This is a genomic window from Enterovibrio sp. QJM3NY_24, from assembly GCF_057786035.1.
In genome coordinates, this window is record NZ_CM173519.1 from 800359 (window position 1) to 816166 (window position 15808).

The following is a 15808-nucleotide window of genomic DNA, read 5'->3' on the forward strand; positions in this document are numbered from 1 at the left end:
ATGTTTTCTATTTTTGATTCAGACATGATGTTGCGCGCCATTGATTTGGCGAAACGCGGCATCTTTACCACTGCACCGAACCCCAATGTTGGCTGTGTGATCACGCAAGATGATGACATTGTTGGTGACGGCTTTCATTTTCGCGCTGGCGAGCCGCACGCTGAAGTGCATGCTTTGCGCAGCGCAGGTGAAAAAGCAAAAGGCGCGACAGCCTATGTCACGCTGGAGCCCTGCTCGCACCATGGCAGAACGCCGCCATGTGCCGACGCATTAATTGCTGCTGGTGTCAGCCGAGTGGTTTGCGCCATGGTTGACCCCAATCCGAAAGTCGCAGAGCGTGGTGTTCAGCGCATGCGAGACGCTGGCATTCAAGTCGATGTTGGTTTGATGCAAATGCAAGCTGAAGCGCTGAATGCGGGTTTCATCAAGATGATGAAAACAGGATTGCCGTATGTACAGCTAAAGCTGGCGGCGAGCCTTGACGGTCGAACGGCATTGTCAAACGGCAAGAGCCAATGGATCACCGGACCCGAAGCGCGAGCCGATGTGCAGGTTTTTCGCGCACAATCAGGTGCTGTGCTTTCGACTAGTCAGACAGTACTGGATGACAATCCTTCCCTGAATGTTCGTTGGGCGCAACTGCCGAAGGGCATTCAAGCTGACTATGATCTCGGTTCGTTGCGTCAACCTGTACGCGTTATTCTCGATACGCATGGCAAGATTAAACCGGACGCGCATTTGTTCACCCTTGAGGGTGAGATCATTATTTTGACGGCGTCGACTGACGTGTCGTATCCGCATGAAAATGTTGATGTGATTTGTGTTCCCAAAGATGAACATGGGCTGGATTTGAATGTCGCATTGCGAGCGCTTGCCGCAAAAGGGATTAATCATCTTTGGGTGGAAGCGGGTGCTACATTGGCGGGTAGCCTGCTCAACGCGGGCCTTGTCGATGAGCTTATTCTCTATCAAGCACCTAAACTGATTGGGCAAGATGGTCGCGCACTGGCGAACTTCGGCGGTTTGACCGCGATGGATCAAGTGCCCTCTTTTGAATTGAAGCATGTTTGCCAAATTGGTAATGACGTGCGTCTTCGTATGAAAAAGCAGTAAAGAATCGTATGTTTACAGGAATTATCGAAGCGGTTGGTCGCATCGGAAAAATCACACCAAAAGGCAAAGACATTTCACTGACCGTAGAAAGCGGCAATCTGGATTTATCGGATGTGAAATTGGGTGACAGTATCGCGACCAATGGGGTTTGCCTGACCGTCGTGCAATTAACGGGTAATGGCTATGTTGCTGACCTCTCGATGGAAACGCTTCAGCGCACCGCATTTACGACGTATCAAGCGGGTCAGGTCGTGAACCTTGAAAAAGCCATGCTACCTACCACGCGATTTGGCGGTCACATGGTGTCGGGTCATGTTGATGGCTTGGCATCCGTGGTATCTCGCACGCAATCAGGCCGTGCTATCGAATTTTGGTTGGAAGCCCCAGCAAGTCTTGCCAAATATTTGGCAGAAAAAGGCTCGGTGACCATTGATGGTATTAGTCTTACCATTAATGATGTCGATGGCAATCGCTTCAAGCTGACCATTGTGCCTCACACTGCGCTTGAAACGACCATTGAAGTGTTACGTGTCGGGCAGCAGGTTAACCTTGAAGTTGATGTTATCGCACGCTATTTAGAGCGCCTGATGATGGGTGATCGTGCCGCTCAACAAGCAGGTTCGGGTGGGCTTACCATGGCAAAACTTGCTGAATCTGGTTTTATTAGATAACTCGCGTAGATAAATAACGTCGTTAGCTCTCAGGGCTAACTCGCGTAGACAAATAATACCGTGCCGATGTGCACTGACAGTAACAGGGACAGAACAATGCCGATCAGTAGCGCTGCAGAAATCATTGACGATATTCGTCATGGAAAAATGGTCATCTTAATGGATGACGAAGATCGTGAGAACGAAGGCGACCTGATTATCGCCGCCGAAAAAATCTCACCGGAAGCGATTAACTTTATGGCGATGTACGGCCGAGGGTTGATTTGTTTGACCATGACGAAAGAGCGCTGCCAGCGTCTTGGCTTGCCCTTGATGGTTAGCGACAACAATGCACAGTTTTCCACGGCCTTTACGGTGTCTATTGAAGCGGCGGAAGGCGTCACCACGGGGATCTCTGCGGCCGACCGAGCGCGTACCGTCGATGCCGCTGTTGCACCTAATGCGGTTGCGGCTGACCTGGTTCAACCAGGGCACATTTTCCCATTGATGGCGCAAGATGGTGGCGTGCTGACCCGTGCGGGTCATACTGAAGCTGGCTGTGATTTGGCGCGTTTGGCAGGGTGCTCTCCAGCCGCAGTTATCGTCGAAATCCTTAATGAAGATGGCACCATGGCGCGTCGTCCTGATTTAGAACTGTTTGGTGAGAAGCATGGCATCAAGCTTGGCACTATTGCGGACCTGATTGAATACCGAAATAACAATGAAACCACCATTGAACGTGTGGCAAAGTGCAAATTGCCGACGGAATATGGTGAGTTTGACCTGATTACTTACCGTGACACCATTGATAATCAAGTACACTACGCGCTGCTCAAAGGCGAAGTGTCTAATCAGCCAACTTTGGTGCGTGTACATCTTCAAGACACCTTCACTGATCTGCTCCATTCCGATCGTTCAGCGGAAAGAAGTTGGTCACTGACTGATGCCATGAAACGTATTAACGCCGATGGCGGTGTTTTGGTGATCTTGGGTAAAGAATCGACCTCTGACGCCATTATCAATAAAGTACGTACTTTTGAAGCGCAAGATAACGGCGACCAGCCAGCGTCAGCAAAATGGCAAGGCACCAGTCGTCGTGTCGGTGTGGGCTCGCAAATCTTGGCAGATTTAGGGGTGACCGAAATGCGCCTGCTTTCTTCGGCCAACAAGCGCTACCATGCATTATCAGGGTTTGGCTTGAAAGTGGTAGAGTACGTTTGTGACTAAGCTGGCTATACACTGCCAATAAACGTACAGAGAAAAACGCAGCAACCGCTGCGTTTTTTAGTTCATGTTAAACAGATTTCATCCGCTTGCTCCCGCTCCTGTCCTCCTCCTTGCAGGGCGTGAGCCAAGAGGGATAAGCGCTGGATGCTTTGCAGAAAAGTGTGTTAGAATCCCGCGGTTTCTAATCCGGATAAAAAAGTCACAGGAAGGCCCATGAAGGTAATCGAAGGTGCATTCGCAGCACCAAATGCTCAAGTTGCTATCGTTATATCTCGTTTCAACAGCTTCATTAACGAAAGTCTGCTGGACGGTGCTATTGATGCGCTGAAGCGTCAGGGCCAAGTTAGCGAAGAAAATATTACTGTAGTACGTTGCCCTGGTGCTTACGAGCTGCCATTAGTGGCGCAACGTGTTGCAAAAAGCGGTCGTTACGACGCAATTATCGCGCTAGGATCTGTGATCCGAGGCGGTACGCCACATTTTGACTATGTGGCCGGAGAATGTAACAAAGGTTTGGCACAAGTAGCACTAGAGTTTGATACTCCAGTTGCTTTCGGCGTGCTAACCGTAGATACCATCGAACAAGCCATCGAACGCGCGGGTACCAAGGCTGGTAATAAAGGGGCAGAGGCTGCACTGAGCGCGCTTGAAATGGTAAATGTCCTGTCCCAAATCGAATCCTAACGGGGGTTATCGTGAAACCAGCCGCACGACGCAATGCGCGTCATTTTGCACTACAAGCCATTTATTCTTGGCAATTGACCAAAGGCAACGTTGCTGATATTGAAGCACAGTTTCTCGCGGCAGATAACTACGAAGAAGAAGAACACCAGGCTGATGAGCCACGTCTTCGTCAACCAGACACAGACGTTGAGTACTTCCGTGATTTGTTCTCGGGCGTAGTCTTGAACTACCAAGAAATGGACAGCAAAATGCGTCCGTACTTGTCTCGCCCGATCCAAGATCTGGATGAGATGGAGCACGCACTGCTGCGTCTTGCTATGTATGAACTGTGCAAGCGCCAAGATGTTCCTTACAAAGTGGTTATCAACGAAGCGATTGAGTTGGCGAAGCGTTTCGGCGCCGAAGACAGCCACAAATTCGTGAACGGGGTGCTGGATAAAGCAGTACCGACTCTGCGAAAGAAATAATTAAAAAGTAATGACAAGGCCAGCCTCGCTGGCCTTTTTCTTATTCTCGTTTGCTTGGAAAGGAATGATGGCTGGTAACGAATTCGATCTAATAAACCGTTACTTCAAAGCACAGCCTGTCTCAAGAAAAGACGTTGTGCTGGGCATTGGTGATGATGCTGCGGTGATGACCATGCCAGAAAGCAGTCAGCTCGTGGTGACGACAGACACGCTGGTGGCTGGCAATCACTTTCTCCTTGATGCTGACCCTATGAAAGTGGCGCACAAAGCGTTAGCTGCGAATCTGAGTGATCTCGCTGCGATGGGCGCAATACCTGCATGGTGTTCTTTGGCACTCACGATGCCTTCATCAGACGAAGTATGGCTCAAAAGCTTTTGTGACGGTTTTTACAAACTCGCAGAATATTATCACGTCCAGCTTATTGGTGGAGACACCACCAAAGGCCCACTGAGCATTACCATTACGCTGCAAGGCTTTATCCCATCAGGCAAAGCAATTTGTCGCCATGGTGCAAGCGCAGGTGATTGGTTGTATGTCACCGGAACGCTAGGTGATAGCGCGGCTGGGCTAGATGTTATCTTGCGTGATAACACCCCTTCAAATGACATAGAAAACACGCTACTGCATCGCCACTACTATTCGACACCCAGAGTGTTAGCGGGACAATCACTTCGTGATATAGCCTCTTCAGCGCTGGATATTTCCGATGGACTGATTGCTGATCTTAAGCACATTCTCAAAGCCAGCGATGTCTCTGCCGTGGTCAATGCTGATCAATTGCCGTTATCTGACGAACTGTTACAGTATGCAGGCAGTCGTGAGGTCGCCGCGAAGTTGGCATTATGCAGCGGCGAAGAATACGAACTTTGCTTTACTGTGCCTGAGAGTCATCGTGGCGCGTTGGATGCGGCACTTGCCCATACCAACACACCAATTACCTGTATTGGTCAGATCCGTCATGGCGAAGGTTTGAACGTCATGTGGGAGGGAAAAAAAGTTGATTGGTCTCTCTCTGGTTGGGACCATTTTTCCGCGTAAGGTTGTAGAAAAAAATGAATAATCCGATCAGTAAAATTCGCTTATCAAACCCTGTACATCTTCTTGCGACAGGCTTTGGCTCCGGCCTTTCTCCTTTGATCCCTGGCACGATGGGCACCTTGGCTGCCATACCTGTTTATTTATTGATTGTTTCATTGTCCACGACATTGCTCCCTGTTGCGATTGTTCTGGGTAGCGCAATAGGTATTTATCTTTGCGGCCGCACGTCAAAAGATATGGGGGTTCATGACCACGGCAGTATTGTGTGGGATGAGTTTATTGGCTTTTGGATTACCATGTTGTTGGTGCCAGTAATGGATTGGCAGACGATCTTGGCGGGTTTTGTGATCTTCCGTTTCTTTGACATGGTCAAACCTTGGCCTATTAGCTGGTTGGATAAAAAAGTTCACGGTGGTTTCGGCATCATGCTCGACGATATTGTGGCTGGTCTGATGTCGATGGTGATATTGTGGTTAGGACACGCTTATCTGGGCTGGTGGTAAGAACCAAGTGATGGCTTGACCTCAACACTCCTCGGAAAAACGGCGCGATAGCGCCGTTTTTTATATCATCCGTTATTTCGTATTACCGATGGTTCTTTTTGTCAGGTACGATTGCATGCGCTCGGTGCGCGCGCGATTTTTGACGACAGAGTCTATGAGTGGGCACAGTTCATCTTTGATCTTAGGGCTTTGATGCCACGTGGGGTCGAGTCTCCATTCCTTGGTCCAAGCGAGTACACTTTCAGCGCGAATAGGGCGCGAAATGCCAAAGCCTTGTCCAAATTCACAACCCAACCAGAGTAGCAGTTGTACCTGTTCTTTTTTCTCTACGCCTTCAGCCAGAACCTTTCTTCCAAAGGTGTTAGCCAGGGTGATAATGCCTTCTAAAATGGCTAAATTATCGGTGTTATCCAGCATGTCATGCACAAAACTTTGATCTATTTTGAGTGTTTCTGCAGGCAGCTTTTTGAGATAGGTCAGCGAAGCGTAACCTGTGCCAAAATCATCAATCGCAAATGAAATCCCCATGGACTGACACCGCGTGATGATTTGTGATACGACAACAATATCTTCCAATGCGCTGGTTTCAAGAATTTCTAATTGCAACTGATTGGGTTGAATGTGAGGGAAGCGCGCCAGTAGCAATATTAACTTATCCATAAAGTCAGGCTGCATCAGTTGGTGTGGGGCGATGTTAACGCTGACTTGTGTGACAAATCCTTTTTTTTGCCATTCCGTTAGCTGTTGAAACGTGGCTTCTAATACCCAGTCACCCACATCGACAATCAGACTGTGATTCTCTATGGATGAGATGAAATCATTGGGCATGAGCTTGCCTTGAATTGGGTGCTGCCAGCGGATCAGTGCCTCCAACCCAATAATTTCGCCATTTCGAAAACTCACTTTTGGTTGATAGCACAGGTAAAACTCATTGTTTAACAGACCATAGCCGATTGAGCGCAAATGCTCATTTTGAGTTTTAAGTGCTTGCTCAAGCTCTGCGTCGAAGAAATGATAACGGTGTTTACCATTCAATTTAGCTTGATACATGGCGTAGTCGGCTTGGCGAAGAAGCTTATCAGCATCAACGTCTTCAGCTTGCGGGTAAATCGTAATACCGAAACTGGCGGATACTTGAACTAAATATCCATTAACATCAACAGGGTCTGAGGTTGCAGCAACGAGCCTTGGGAGTAAAGGTGTACAGTTTTTGGGTGAGTTAAGTCCTGCTAACACTGCGACAAATTCATCACCACCAATGCGGGCAATGGTATCGCTATCGCGCATCGCAGCTTGCATTCGTTTTGCAATTTCTTGCAACAATATGTCTCCGACGCTGTGTCCGTAGGTGTCATTAATTGATTTGAAACCGTCAAGATCAAGAAAAATGACTGCAACATACTGCCCATTTCTTTTTGCACTTTTCATGGCATTCTTTAAGCGATCGCCTAGCAAAAATCGATTAGGTAGCTCAGTGAGTGTGTCAAAATGAGCAATTTTCTCTAGGTTACGTTCCTGCTCTTTGTATGAAGTGATATCTGAAAATACAGCGACAAAATTCACGAGTTTAATGTCTTCGTCAAACACGCAACTAATGGTTAGCAGTTCTGGGTATATCTCGCCATTTTTTCGGCAATTCCATAGCTCTCCACTCCAATAGCCGTTGTCGGTTAATGATCGCCACATCGTCTTGTAAAAACCGGCATCTTGACGACCTGAGTGAAGAATGCTTGGCTTTTTACCTCGCACCTCGTCAATGGAATAGCCAGTAATGCGGGTGAAAGCCTCATTGACTTCAATGATACGTGAGTGCTCATCTGCAATGATGATCCCTTCGCGAGAATGGGTGAATACCTTCGCGGCTAGCCGCAATCTGTCCTCGGCCTTTTTGTGAGTAGTAATATCTTGATGAGTGCCGAGTATTTTCAGTGGCTGCCCATTGTTATTCCACTCAACGACATTTGCGCGTCCTAGAGCGTTAATCCAGAACCCAGCGCGATTTTGTAGCCTGACTTCACAGTCATAGTATTCAATTTCTTTGTTAAACAGCTTTTCCAAAAGGGTATCAGACTGGCTTTTATCTTCGGGGTGGATAAAAGTTTTCCAATCTTGATTGGGCGGTCCATTGAGATCAGCGATGTCCCAACCCAGTATTTCTTGCCACGTGCCATTGTAGTCAATATGTCCCGTTTCGATGTTCCACTCCCACGTACCTGTGCGTGTTCCATCAATGACGTTCAGTAAGCGAGAGTGTTCAAGTTTTAGTGATTGATGGGAATGGCGGACAACGTCCAACATGTTATTCATGGTGTGGCTTAGTGACGATAATTCTCGGTTACTGAATTCAGGAATGTGAGAAAGCGGAATACCGCTGGCATCTTGGGTTTCAATAGTTTGTACCATTTGTTCTATGGGGGTGATGAAAAGGCGCTTGGCAAAATAGAGCAGTATCGTAATAAGCAGTATTGCAATAGCAATACTGGTCAATATTAGATGAATTAAATGCTGATTTAGTTCGTCTGTAATGACTTCATCACTCACATAAAGAGTAACGCGTCCTAGTTCTTTACCTTCGGTGGAGTGGATGGGGGAAGAAACGTTGAAAAAACTGGAATTAAGGCGGCTATCGTTGATTCCGTCTTCTTGTCGATAAGCTTGGAGTTGACCGTTTTTTTCTCGGATATAGCCTGTAACATTGGTGGATTTGCCATCAATGTCACCCATTTTATGGTCAACGATGATAATGGCGTGAAACTGATTAAGTTTGGCTTCGGCTAAAATAAGTTTCTCGTATTCGTGAACGGAATGCGAAGACATATAGGGTGTAATAGTACGGGTTAAACGTAACAGGCTTTCTTGAGTACTACCGTCAAGATCTGCAATTAGCCCCTCACGTTGATGGTGATAAACCAGAAATGCCGATAGGGTAAATATGCTCATCACAACAAGCGTCACAGCAATTACAAGGTGTGAGAATATCGTCGGTTTTTGTGTATTAGTCAGCGTCATGATTCCCCGCATATACCAAGCACGTTTCGGCTAATACCTGGGGACCTCGATAGGGGATATTCCAGAAAGGCACGTGAATCGCAGAGAAGAGGTTGGCAATTTTAGCGGGCTGATTATTCATAGCAACCGCATGCGGGTCAGGTAATCTGACAAAAATAAAAGTCGCTAAATATTGGTAAATTCTCTTCATCATCAACATGGCTCGTTACGTATTTAGTCATAAGATTTTGATAAAAAACGCTTAATTACACCTTGTGAGTGTAGTTTCAAATGTGAGAATTTGCAGGGTGTTTGTTTCTAGAGATAAGGCAGTGATGAACATTAAGGGATAGATCGAAAACGGCGCATCTGCGCCGTTTCTAGTTGATGAAGGTGGTCATTGGCTTACGTATGATGCCTGCTTATATGCTAGCTGAGGTAGCGAATAATTTGCGCTTCAATGCCTTTGCTATCAAGTTCCAGCTCTTCGTGAAGCTCTTGCTGAGTACCTTGATGTATAAAGGTATCGGGCAAGCCAATTTGCAACACAGGCTTGATTTGGCGAGACTTCATCAAATATTCCACCACACCAGAGCCAGCACCGCCAGCTATGGCATTTTCTTCAACCGTCACTAACACATCGTGTGTTGAGACAAGATCGTCGATCATGGCTTCATCCAATGGCTTCACAAAGCGCATGTCTGCCACGGTTGCATTGAGATTTTCTGCCGCCTCTAGAGCAGCGGGTAGCATGGTGCCAAAACTCAGTATCGCTACCTTTTCACCTTGACGGCGAAGCACACCTTTGCCAATCGGTAATTGGGTCATGGATGTTTCGACGGTTGCGCCACAGCCTGTGCCACGTGGGTAACGCACGGCGGTAGGACCATTGTGCTTGTGACCGGTGTAAAGCATCTGGCGACATTCATTTTCATCACTTGGTGCCATGATCAACATGTTAGGAATGCATCGCATAAAACTCAGGTCAAACGCACCTTGGTGAGTTTGGCCATCTGCTCCCACTAATCCGCCGCGATCGATAGCGAACATGACAGGCAGGTTCATGGTGGCAACGTCGTGAATCAACTGATCATAACCGCGCTGCAAGAATGTCGAATAAATGGCCACAACAGGGTGATAGCCGCCAATCGCCATACCTGTACCCAATGTCACGGCATGTTGTTCGGCAATCGCGACGTCAAAGTAGCGATCTGGGAATTCTTTGGAAAAGCGCACCATGCCTGAGCCTTCGCGCATCGCTGGCGTGATAGCAAGTAGCTTGTCATCTTCTGCGGCCATGTCGCACAACCAATCCCCAAAAATTTTGGAGAACGTTGGGCCTGAGGCTTGGGCTTTGGGCAGTTTATTGTCAGCTGGGTTGAACTTAGGCACAGCGTGATAACCAATCGGATCTTTTTCCGCGGGCTCGTAGCCTTTGCCTTTTTTGGTCATCACGTGAAGGAATTGCGGGCCTTTCAGTCCACGCATATTTTTCAACGTTTTGACCAACTCTTCCACATCGTGCCCATCAACAGGGCCAATGTAGTTAAAGCCGAGTTCTTCGAACAAGGTGCCTGGTACTACCATGCCTTTGAGGTGTTCTTCTGCACGACGAACCAGTTCTTTGATCGGTGGCGCACCAGAAAGCACCTTCTTTCCGCCTTCACGGATAGAGGTATAGAAGTTACCAGATAGCAATTGGGCTAAATGATTATTGAGTGCACCGACATTTTCAGAAATCGACATCTCATTGTCATTGAGGACAACCAGCATGTCAGGATGAACATCACCGGCATGGTTCATGGCTTCAAACGCCATACCTGCGGTAATTGCACCGTCACCAATCACGCTCACCACTTTTCGCTCACGGCCTTCTTTGGCTGCGGCAATAGCGAGACCTAATGCGGCGCTGATAGAGGTGGAGCTATGGCCGACAGAAAGAACGTCGTATTCACTTTCTTCACGCCATGGGAAAGGGTGTAACCCGTCCTTTTGACGAATGGTTGGCATCTGTTCACGGCGACCAGTTAGGATCTTGTGTGGGTAGGCTTGATGGCCAACATCCCAAATCAAATGATCAAACGGTGTGTTATAGACGAAATGAAGCGCCACCGTCAGTTCAACTGTGCCCAAGCCAGACGCAAAGTGTCCGCTTGAGTGGCTGACGGAGTTCAATAGATAAGTTCTTAGCTCATCACATAGCGTAGGCAGAATGTCACGCGGAAGAGTCCGCAATTCATCGGGCGTATTCGCCAGCGCGAGCGTTGGGTATTTTGCGATATTGAGAGTCATAAATTCGTTTTGGCGCAACGTCATTGCTTTTAATTATTTCGCTCGATGATGTACCGGGCGAACAGCTCCAATTGCTCTGTATTATAGGGGATCGCATGCAGAGCCTGTAGTGCTTCTTGATACAAAAGCGCTGCTTTTTCTTGCGCGCCTTCAAGACCAAGAAGAGCAGGGTAAGTGCTTTTCTCTGCCGCTAGATCTGACCCCTGAGGCTTACCGAGCGTCTCTGTGTCACTGATGATATCCAGAATGTCATCTTGCACTTGAAAGGCAAGGCCGATGGCATTTGAAAAGGTATCAAGTTGTGTAAGACAGGCAACCCCTTTATTACCAGCGGCGTAAGCGCCCAATCTGACTGCACAGCGTATCAGAGCACCCGTTTTGTTGCGATGAATAGTTTCTAAAGCAGTTAAATCGACCTGCCTCCCTTCTGCCGCCAAGTCGAGCGCTTGACCAAGACACATGCCCATGGCACCCGAAGCGGTTGCCAGTTCTTTGACCATATGAATGCGGTAAGTGTCACCTTCAGTCGAAAGCTTGCCGTCTGCCAAAATACTGAACGCCAAGGTTTGCAGTGCATCGCCAGCAAGAATCGCATTGGCTTCATCAAAGGCAATATGGCAGGTCGCTTGGCCGCGACGCAGACTGTCGTCATCCATGGCGGGCAAATCATCGTGGATCAGTGAATAGGCGTGTATACATTCAACGGCAGCAGCAGGCGTATCTAACGCATCGTCAGCCATGCCAAATAACTGGCCAGTGACGTAGGTGAGGTAAGGGCGAACGCGCTTCCCTCCCATTAATGTGCCGTACTTCATGGCCTTAATTAAAGATTGGTCAGTGTTACCTAGCGCATCAATCCAAAGCCCTAATTGCTCATTATTGCGTTGTTGATAATGAAGAAGAGTGGATTTTAAATCGTTGTTACTCATCGCGCGCGTCTTCAAAGGGCTCTAAAGGGGTATTGTCGTCTTGTGCAAGAAGGATGTCGACGCGTTGCTCTGCATCCGACAAGGTTTTTTGACCTTGTCGGGCGAGCGAAATACCGCGTTCGAATTGTTTTAGTGCCACATCTAACGGCAGTTCGCCATTTTCTAGGCCATTAACAATCGTATCTAGTTCCTTGAGGGTTTCCTCATAGGTCATGTTTTCTGGTTTCTTGGTCGCCATGATAATCCTAGATAGTAGGGAATGGCGGAGAAGTTAACTCAGTGCCTGATAGGGGTCAAACTCTTGAACGAATTTCTGTGTATCTAAAAGGGATTTCAAGGTGAATTCGTTGCGTGAGCGAAAAATGAAGAGAAAGAAAGACCGATTTACTCTCGTTCTGCGAGGGTTTTTGCTTAATACTGGAGATTGAGCTTAAAGTTGCGAACGAAATCTGCATATTGAGACGAGTTGGGTATAAAATCATTAATACGCGCTAAATCTATTTTTGTTGCTGCCGATAACTTGGTCAGCGAATAGCGTTATTCATACTTCAACATTCACTCTTTTGTCGAAAATTAAGGGGATCGTTCTGTGGATCTGGCGACACTCATAGGACTTATTGGCGCCTTTGCCTTCATCATAATGGCGATGCTACTCGGTGGTACTTTGAGTATGTTTGCCGACGTACCGTCTGCGCTGATTGTATTTGGCGGTAGTCTTTTCGTTGTGATGATGAAATACCCAATGGGGCAGTTCTTCGGTGCTTTCAAAATTGCGGGCAAGGCTTTTATGTTCAAAGCTGATGACCCGGAAGATCTGATTGCCAAAATAGTTGAAATGGCAGACGCAGCACGTAAAGGCGGTTTTCTTGCATTAGAAGAGATGGAAGTGACTAACTCTTTTATGAAGAAAGGTGTCGACATGCTGGTGGATGGTCACGATGCTGAAGTTGTTAAGATGACACTGCAAAAAGATATCCTCATGACGGATGAACGCCATGATGGAGGGGCTCAATTTTATAGTGCGCTCGCTGACGTTGCACCAGCGATGGGGATGATCGGCACACTGGTTGGTCTGGTCGCCATGCTTTCAAACATGGATGATCCCAAGGCGATCGGTCCCGCAATGGCGGTAGCACTTCTTACTACACTCTATGGTGCGATGCTTGCGAATATGGTCGCGATCCCTATCGCGGACAAACTGCGTTTACGCAAAGATCAGGAAAAGCTGAATCGTCGTTTAATTATGGACGGTTTGCTTGCGATACAAGATGGTCAAAACCCACGTGTTATCGATGGCTACCTGAAAAACTACCTCAACGAGAAAAAACGCGCCGTTGACGTAGACGCATAAGGAGTCTGGTATGGAAGAAGAATGCAAATGTCCCCCCCCAGGCTACCAGCTTGGATGGGTACGTTCGCGGATTTGATGTCGCTATTGATGTGCTTTTTCGTACTGCTCCTTTCGTTTTCGGAAATGGACGTACTGAAGTTCAAGCAAATCGCGGGCTCAATGAAATTTGCGTTTGGTGTGCAAAATCTTCTTGAAGTGAAAGACATACCCAAAGGTACCAGTGTGATTGCGCAAGAATTTCGCCCTGGTCGCCCTGAGCCGACACCCATTGAAGTGATTATGCAGCAGACCATCGACATGACACAGCGGTCATTGGATTTTCAGGATGGTGAATCTGACAGGGCGGGTGGCTCTCAACGTGAGTCCGCCAAACTAGATGGTGGTTCAACCGCGACTGAAGCGTCGATGCAAGAGCAAGAACAAGACACCGAACAGATGTCCAGTACCGCGCAAATGGTCGTGCAGGCATTAGAGCGGGAAGTAGAAGAAGGGGCGGTTGAGGTTGAAAACCTTGGCCAGCAGCTGATTATTCGTATTCGTGAAAATGGTGCTTTCCCTGCGGGCTCCGCGTTCTTACAGCCGAAGTTTAGGCCATTGGTGCGACAAATTGCTGGTTTGGTCAAAGATGTGCCCGGTATTGTCCGAGTTTCCGGCCATACCGATGATACGCCGTTGGATTCAGAGCTCTACCGTTCCAACTGGGATTTGTCCGCGCAGCGCGCTGTGTCGGTGGCTCAGGAGATGGAAAAAGTAGACGGGTTTGACCCGATGCGAATGCGAGTAGAAGGGATGGCGGGTACGACGCCTCGTGTGGCGAATGATACGCCAGAGAATCGCTCACAAAACCGCCGTGTGGAAATTGCTGTTATGCAAGGTAAGCCACGAGAATCTGATGAAATTTCAGCAGATACGCCTGTGCAACCTATTCAGGAAAATTAAGCGCATCGATGCGCTTATGTTACTAAGGCAGTGCGAAGGCACTGCCTTTTTCGTTTTAGTCGGTTATTTCGAATACGTTATGCTTGATGTATAATCCGCGCCTTTAAAGAAGCTGTAGCGAAACCTGATATGAAATTTATCGTAAAAATTCACCCTGAGGTGATGGTTAAAAGTGAATCTGTACGGAAGCGCTTCACGAAAATTCTGGAATCGAACATCAGAACTATTCTTAAGCGAAAGTCAGATGCTGTGGCGGTATTCAACCGTCGTGACCATATCGAGGTTTCGCTGAAAAATGCTTCTGATCGTGATATTGCACTTTCAGTCCTCACGAATACGCCAGGTATTCACCATGTGCTGGAAGTTGAACAAACGCCATTCACTGATTTGCACAACATCTATGAGATCGTCGCTGCAACAGTAAGCCACCAACTGGAAGGTAAATCATTCTGTGTGCGCGCTAAGCGTCGTGGTAATCATCCATTTACCTCTACTGAGGTAGAGCGCTACGTGGGGGGTGGTTTGAATCAAGATGTTGAATCTGCGAGTGTCCGATTAAAGAACCCTGACATCACCGTTCACCTTGATGTGGATAGAGAAAATGTCAACGTTGTGCGCGAGCGCTTTAAAGGCTTGGGCGGCTTCCCGCTAGGTACACAAGAAGAAGTGCTGAGTTTGATCTCGGGTGGCTTTGATTCAGGCGTTTCGAGCTATCTTCACATTAAGCGCGGCAGTAAGGTGCATTACTGCTTCTTTAATCTTGGTGGTGCGGCACACGAAATTGGTGTTCGACAAACGGCTTATTACTTGTGGGAGAAATTTGGTTCTTCTGCAAAGGTGAAATTTGTCTCTATCGATTTTGAACCTGTTGTGGCTGAGATCTTGGAAAAGGTTGAAGATGGTCAGATGGGTGTAGTACTAAAACGTATGTTTATGCGTGCTGCATCGATGATGGCTGAGCGAAACGGTATTCAAGCGTTGGTGACAGGTGAAGCATTAGGGCAGGTCTCTAGCCAGACGCTGACCAACCTTCGTCATATCGACAACGTGACTGACACATTAATCCTGCGTCCTTTGATCAACTGGGACAAAGAAGACATCATCAATATGGCGCGCCATATCGGTACTGAAGATTTTGCTAAAACCATGCCAGAGTACTGTGGTGTGATTTCTCGTAAGCCAACGATCAAGGCCGAGAAAGCGAAGCTAGATATTGAAGAAGCGAACTTTAACTTTGATATTCTCGATCAGGTGGTACGTGATGCACGTACCATTGATATTCGTGAGATTGAAAAGCAAAGTAAAGAAAAAGCGCCAGACGTTGAACTGGTTGATGAAATTGCTCATGGTGCAGTGGTGCTAGATATTCGCAGCCCTGATGAAGAAGATGGTAACCCATTGGTGATTGACGGTGTGGAAGTCACTCACATTCCTTTCTTCAAATTGGCAACCAAGTTTGGCGATTTAGATCAGAGCAAGACCTATTTGCTTTACTGTGACCGTGGCGTAATGAGCCGATTGCAAGCGTTGTATTTGCAAGAAAATGGCTACGCGAATGTGAAGGTATATCGCCCTTAAAGCAGGTCCTAGGAAGCGCAGCTCATAGGGTCGAGAAAACCAAAGCCA

The 15808-nt window shown here is 47.6% G+C and carries 13 protein-coding genes and 1 pseudogene; 10 read left to right on the forward strand and 4 right to left on the reverse strand.

Going from position 1 to position 15808, the window contains the following annotated elements; translation table 11 throughout:
• The 7 genes from ribD to pgpA all read left to right on the forward strand — a co-directional run bounded on the left by ribD (nucleotide 1) and on the right by pgpA (nucleotide 5683).
• The gene (gene ribD, locus AC3CIC_RS03405) at nucleotides 1-1113 is read left to right on the forward strand and encodes a bifunctional diaminohydroxyphosphoribosylaminopyrimidine deaminase/5-amino-6-(5-phosphoribosylamino)uracil reductase RibD (protein WP_488515358.1); all 1113 of its coding nucleotides are present in this window, start codon (nucleotides 1-3) and stop codon (nucleotides 1111-1113) included.
• Between the two features lie 8 nt (nucleotides 1114-1121).
• Nucleotides 1122-1784: a riboflavin synthase gene (locus AC3CIC_RS03410; RefSeq protein WP_488515359.1), complete on the forward strand. Its 663-nt coding sequence runs from the start codon at nucleotides 1122-1124 to the stop codon at nucleotides 1782-1784.
• Between the two features lie 96 nt (nucleotides 1785-1880).
• The gene (gene ribBA / locus AC3CIC_RS03415) at nucleotides 1881-2990 is read left to right on the forward strand and encodes a bifunctional 3,4-dihydroxy-2-butanone-4-phosphate synthase/GTP cyclohydrolase II (RefSeq protein ID WP_488515360.1); all 1110 of its coding nucleotides are present in this window, start codon (nucleotides 1881-1883) and stop codon (nucleotides 2988-2990) included.
• A gap of 213 nt (nucleotides 2991-3203) precedes the next feature.
• Nucleotides 3204-3674 (forward strand): 6,7-dimethyl-8-ribityllumazine synthase, encoded by a 471-nt coding sequence (gene ribH, locus AC3CIC_RS03420; RefSeq protein ID WP_016959723.1) that lies wholly within the window; start codon nucleotides 3204-3206, stop codon nucleotides 3672-3674.
• Nucleotides 3668-4141: a transcription antitermination factor NusB gene (gene nusB, locus AC3CIC_RS03425; RefSeq protein WP_371732996.1), complete on the forward strand. Its 474-nt coding sequence runs from the start codon at nucleotides 3668-3670 to the stop codon at nucleotides 4139-4141. The genes ribH and nusB overlap by 7 nt, the downstream gene beginning before the upstream one ends.
• Nucleotides 4142-4208: 67 nt before the next feature.
• Entirely contained in the window at nucleotides 4209-5180 is a 972-nt protein-coding gene (thiL, locus tag AC3CIC_RS03430) for a thiamine-phosphate kinase (RefSeq protein WP_488515864.1), read from the forward strand.
• A gap of 14 nt (nucleotides 5181-5194) precedes the next feature.
• On the forward strand, nucleotides 5195-5683 hold the full coding sequence (pgpA, locus tag AC3CIC_RS03435; protein WP_016959720.1) for a phosphatidylglycerophosphatase A: 489 nt from the start codon (nucleotides 5195-5197) through the stop codon (nucleotides 5681-5683).
• 72 nt (nucleotides 5684-5755) lie between these two features.
• Here the strand turns inward: pgpA and AC3CIC_RS03440 are convergent, their stop codons facing one another.
• From AC3CIC_RS03440 to xseB, 4 genes are all read right to left on the reverse strand, one after another.
• The gene (locus AC3CIC_RS03440; RefSeq protein WP_488515361.1) at nucleotides 5756-8692 is read right to left on the reverse strand and encodes a sensor domain-containing protein; all 2937 of its coding nucleotides are present in this window, start codon (nucleotides 8690-8692) and stop codon (nucleotides 5756-5758) included.
• Between the two features lie 408 nt (nucleotides 8693-9100).
• Nucleotides 9101-10963 carry a 1-deoxy-D-xylulose-5-phosphate synthase gene (gene dxs / locus AC3CIC_RS03445; RefSeq protein ID WP_488515362.1) on the reverse strand — a complete coding sequence of 621 codons (1863 nt, stop codon included), beginning with the start codon at nucleotides 10961-10963 and terminating at the stop codon, nucleotides 9101-9103.
• 29 nt (nucleotides 10964-10992) lie between these two features.
• Nucleotides 10993-11892 carry a (2E,6E)-farnesyl diphosphate synthase gene (ispA, locus tag AC3CIC_RS03450; RefSeq protein ID WP_016959716.1) on the reverse strand — a complete coding sequence of 300 codons (900 nt, stop codon included), beginning with the start codon at nucleotides 11890-11892 and terminating at the stop codon, nucleotides 10993-10995.
• Nucleotides 11885-12130 (reverse strand): exodeoxyribonuclease VII small subunit, encoded by a 246-nt coding sequence (xseB, locus tag AC3CIC_RS03455; RefSeq protein WP_488515363.1) that lies wholly within the window; start codon nucleotides 12128-12130, stop codon nucleotides 11885-11887. Before xseB ends, ispA begins: the two co-directional genes overlap by 8 nt.
• A 351-nt stretch (nucleotides 12131-12481) precedes the next feature.
• Between xseB and pomA the strand changes: the two genes are divergently transcribed.
• The 3 genes and pseudogenes from pomA to thiI all read left to right on the forward strand — a co-directional run bounded on the left by pomA (nucleotide 12482) and on the right by thiI (nucleotide 15760).
• The gene (gene pomA, locus AC3CIC_RS03460) at nucleotides 12482-13243 is read left to right on the forward strand and encodes a flagellar motor protein PomA (protein ID WP_017004679.1); all 762 of its coding nucleotides are present in this window, start codon (nucleotides 12482-12484) and stop codon (nucleotides 13241-13243) included.
• 10 nt (nucleotides 13244-13253) lie between these two features.
• Nucleotides 13254-14182, forward strand: a pseudogene (locus AC3CIC_RS03465) (flagellar motor protein MotB).
• A 129-nt stretch (nucleotides 14183-14311) separates the two neighbouring features.
• Nucleotides 14312-15760, forward strand: coding sequence for a tRNA uracil 4-sulfurtransferase ThiI (gene thiI, locus AC3CIC_RS03470; protein ID WP_016959712.1), 1449 nt, complete (start codon nucleotides 14312-14314; stop codon nucleotides 15758-15760).
• Nucleotides 15761-15808: the final 48 nt, after the last annotated feature.

Bases quoted from the DNA above. Each gene is read 5' to 3' on its own strand.
- dxs (WP_488515362.1), bottom strand. From the start codon at position 10,963: ATGACTCTCAATATCGCAAAATACCCAACGCTCGCGCTGGCGAATACG.
- ribBA (WP_488515360.1), top strand. From the start codon at position 1,881: ATGCCGATCAGTAGCGCTGCAGAAATCATTGACGATATTCGTCATGGA.
- ribH (WP_016959723.1), top strand. From the start codon at position 3,204: ATGAAGGTAATCGAAGGTGCATTCGCAGCACCAAATGCTCAAGTTGCT.
- xseB (WP_488515363.1), bottom strand. From the start codon at position 12,130: ATGGCGACCAAGAAACCAGAAAACATGACCTATGAGGAAACCCTCAAG.
- ispA (WP_016959716.1), bottom strand. From the start codon at position 11,892: ATGAGTAACAACGATTTAAAATCCACTCTTCTTCATTATCAACAACGC.
- thiI (WP_016959712.1), top strand. From the start codon at position 14,312: ATGAAATTTATCGTAAAAATTCACCCTGAGGTGATGGTTAAAAGTGAA.
- pgpA (WP_016959720.1), top strand. From the start codon at position 5,195: ATGAATAATCCGATCAGTAAAATTCGCTTATCAAACCCTGTACATCTT.
- AC3CIC_RS03410 (WP_488515359.1), top strand. From the start codon at position 1,122: ATGTTTACAGGAATTATCGAAGCGGTTGGTCGCATCGGAAAAATCACA.
- thiL (WP_488515864.1), top strand. From the start codon at position 4,209: ATGGCTGGTAACGAATTCGATCTAATAAACCGTTACTTCAAAGCACAG.
- ribD (WP_488515358.1), top strand. From the start codon at position 1: ATGTTTTCTATTTTTGATTCAGACATGATGTTGCGCGCCATTGATTTG.
- AC3CIC_RS03440 (WP_488515361.1), bottom strand. From the start codon at position 8,692: ATGACGCTGACTAATACACAAAAACCGACGATATTCTCACACCTTGTA.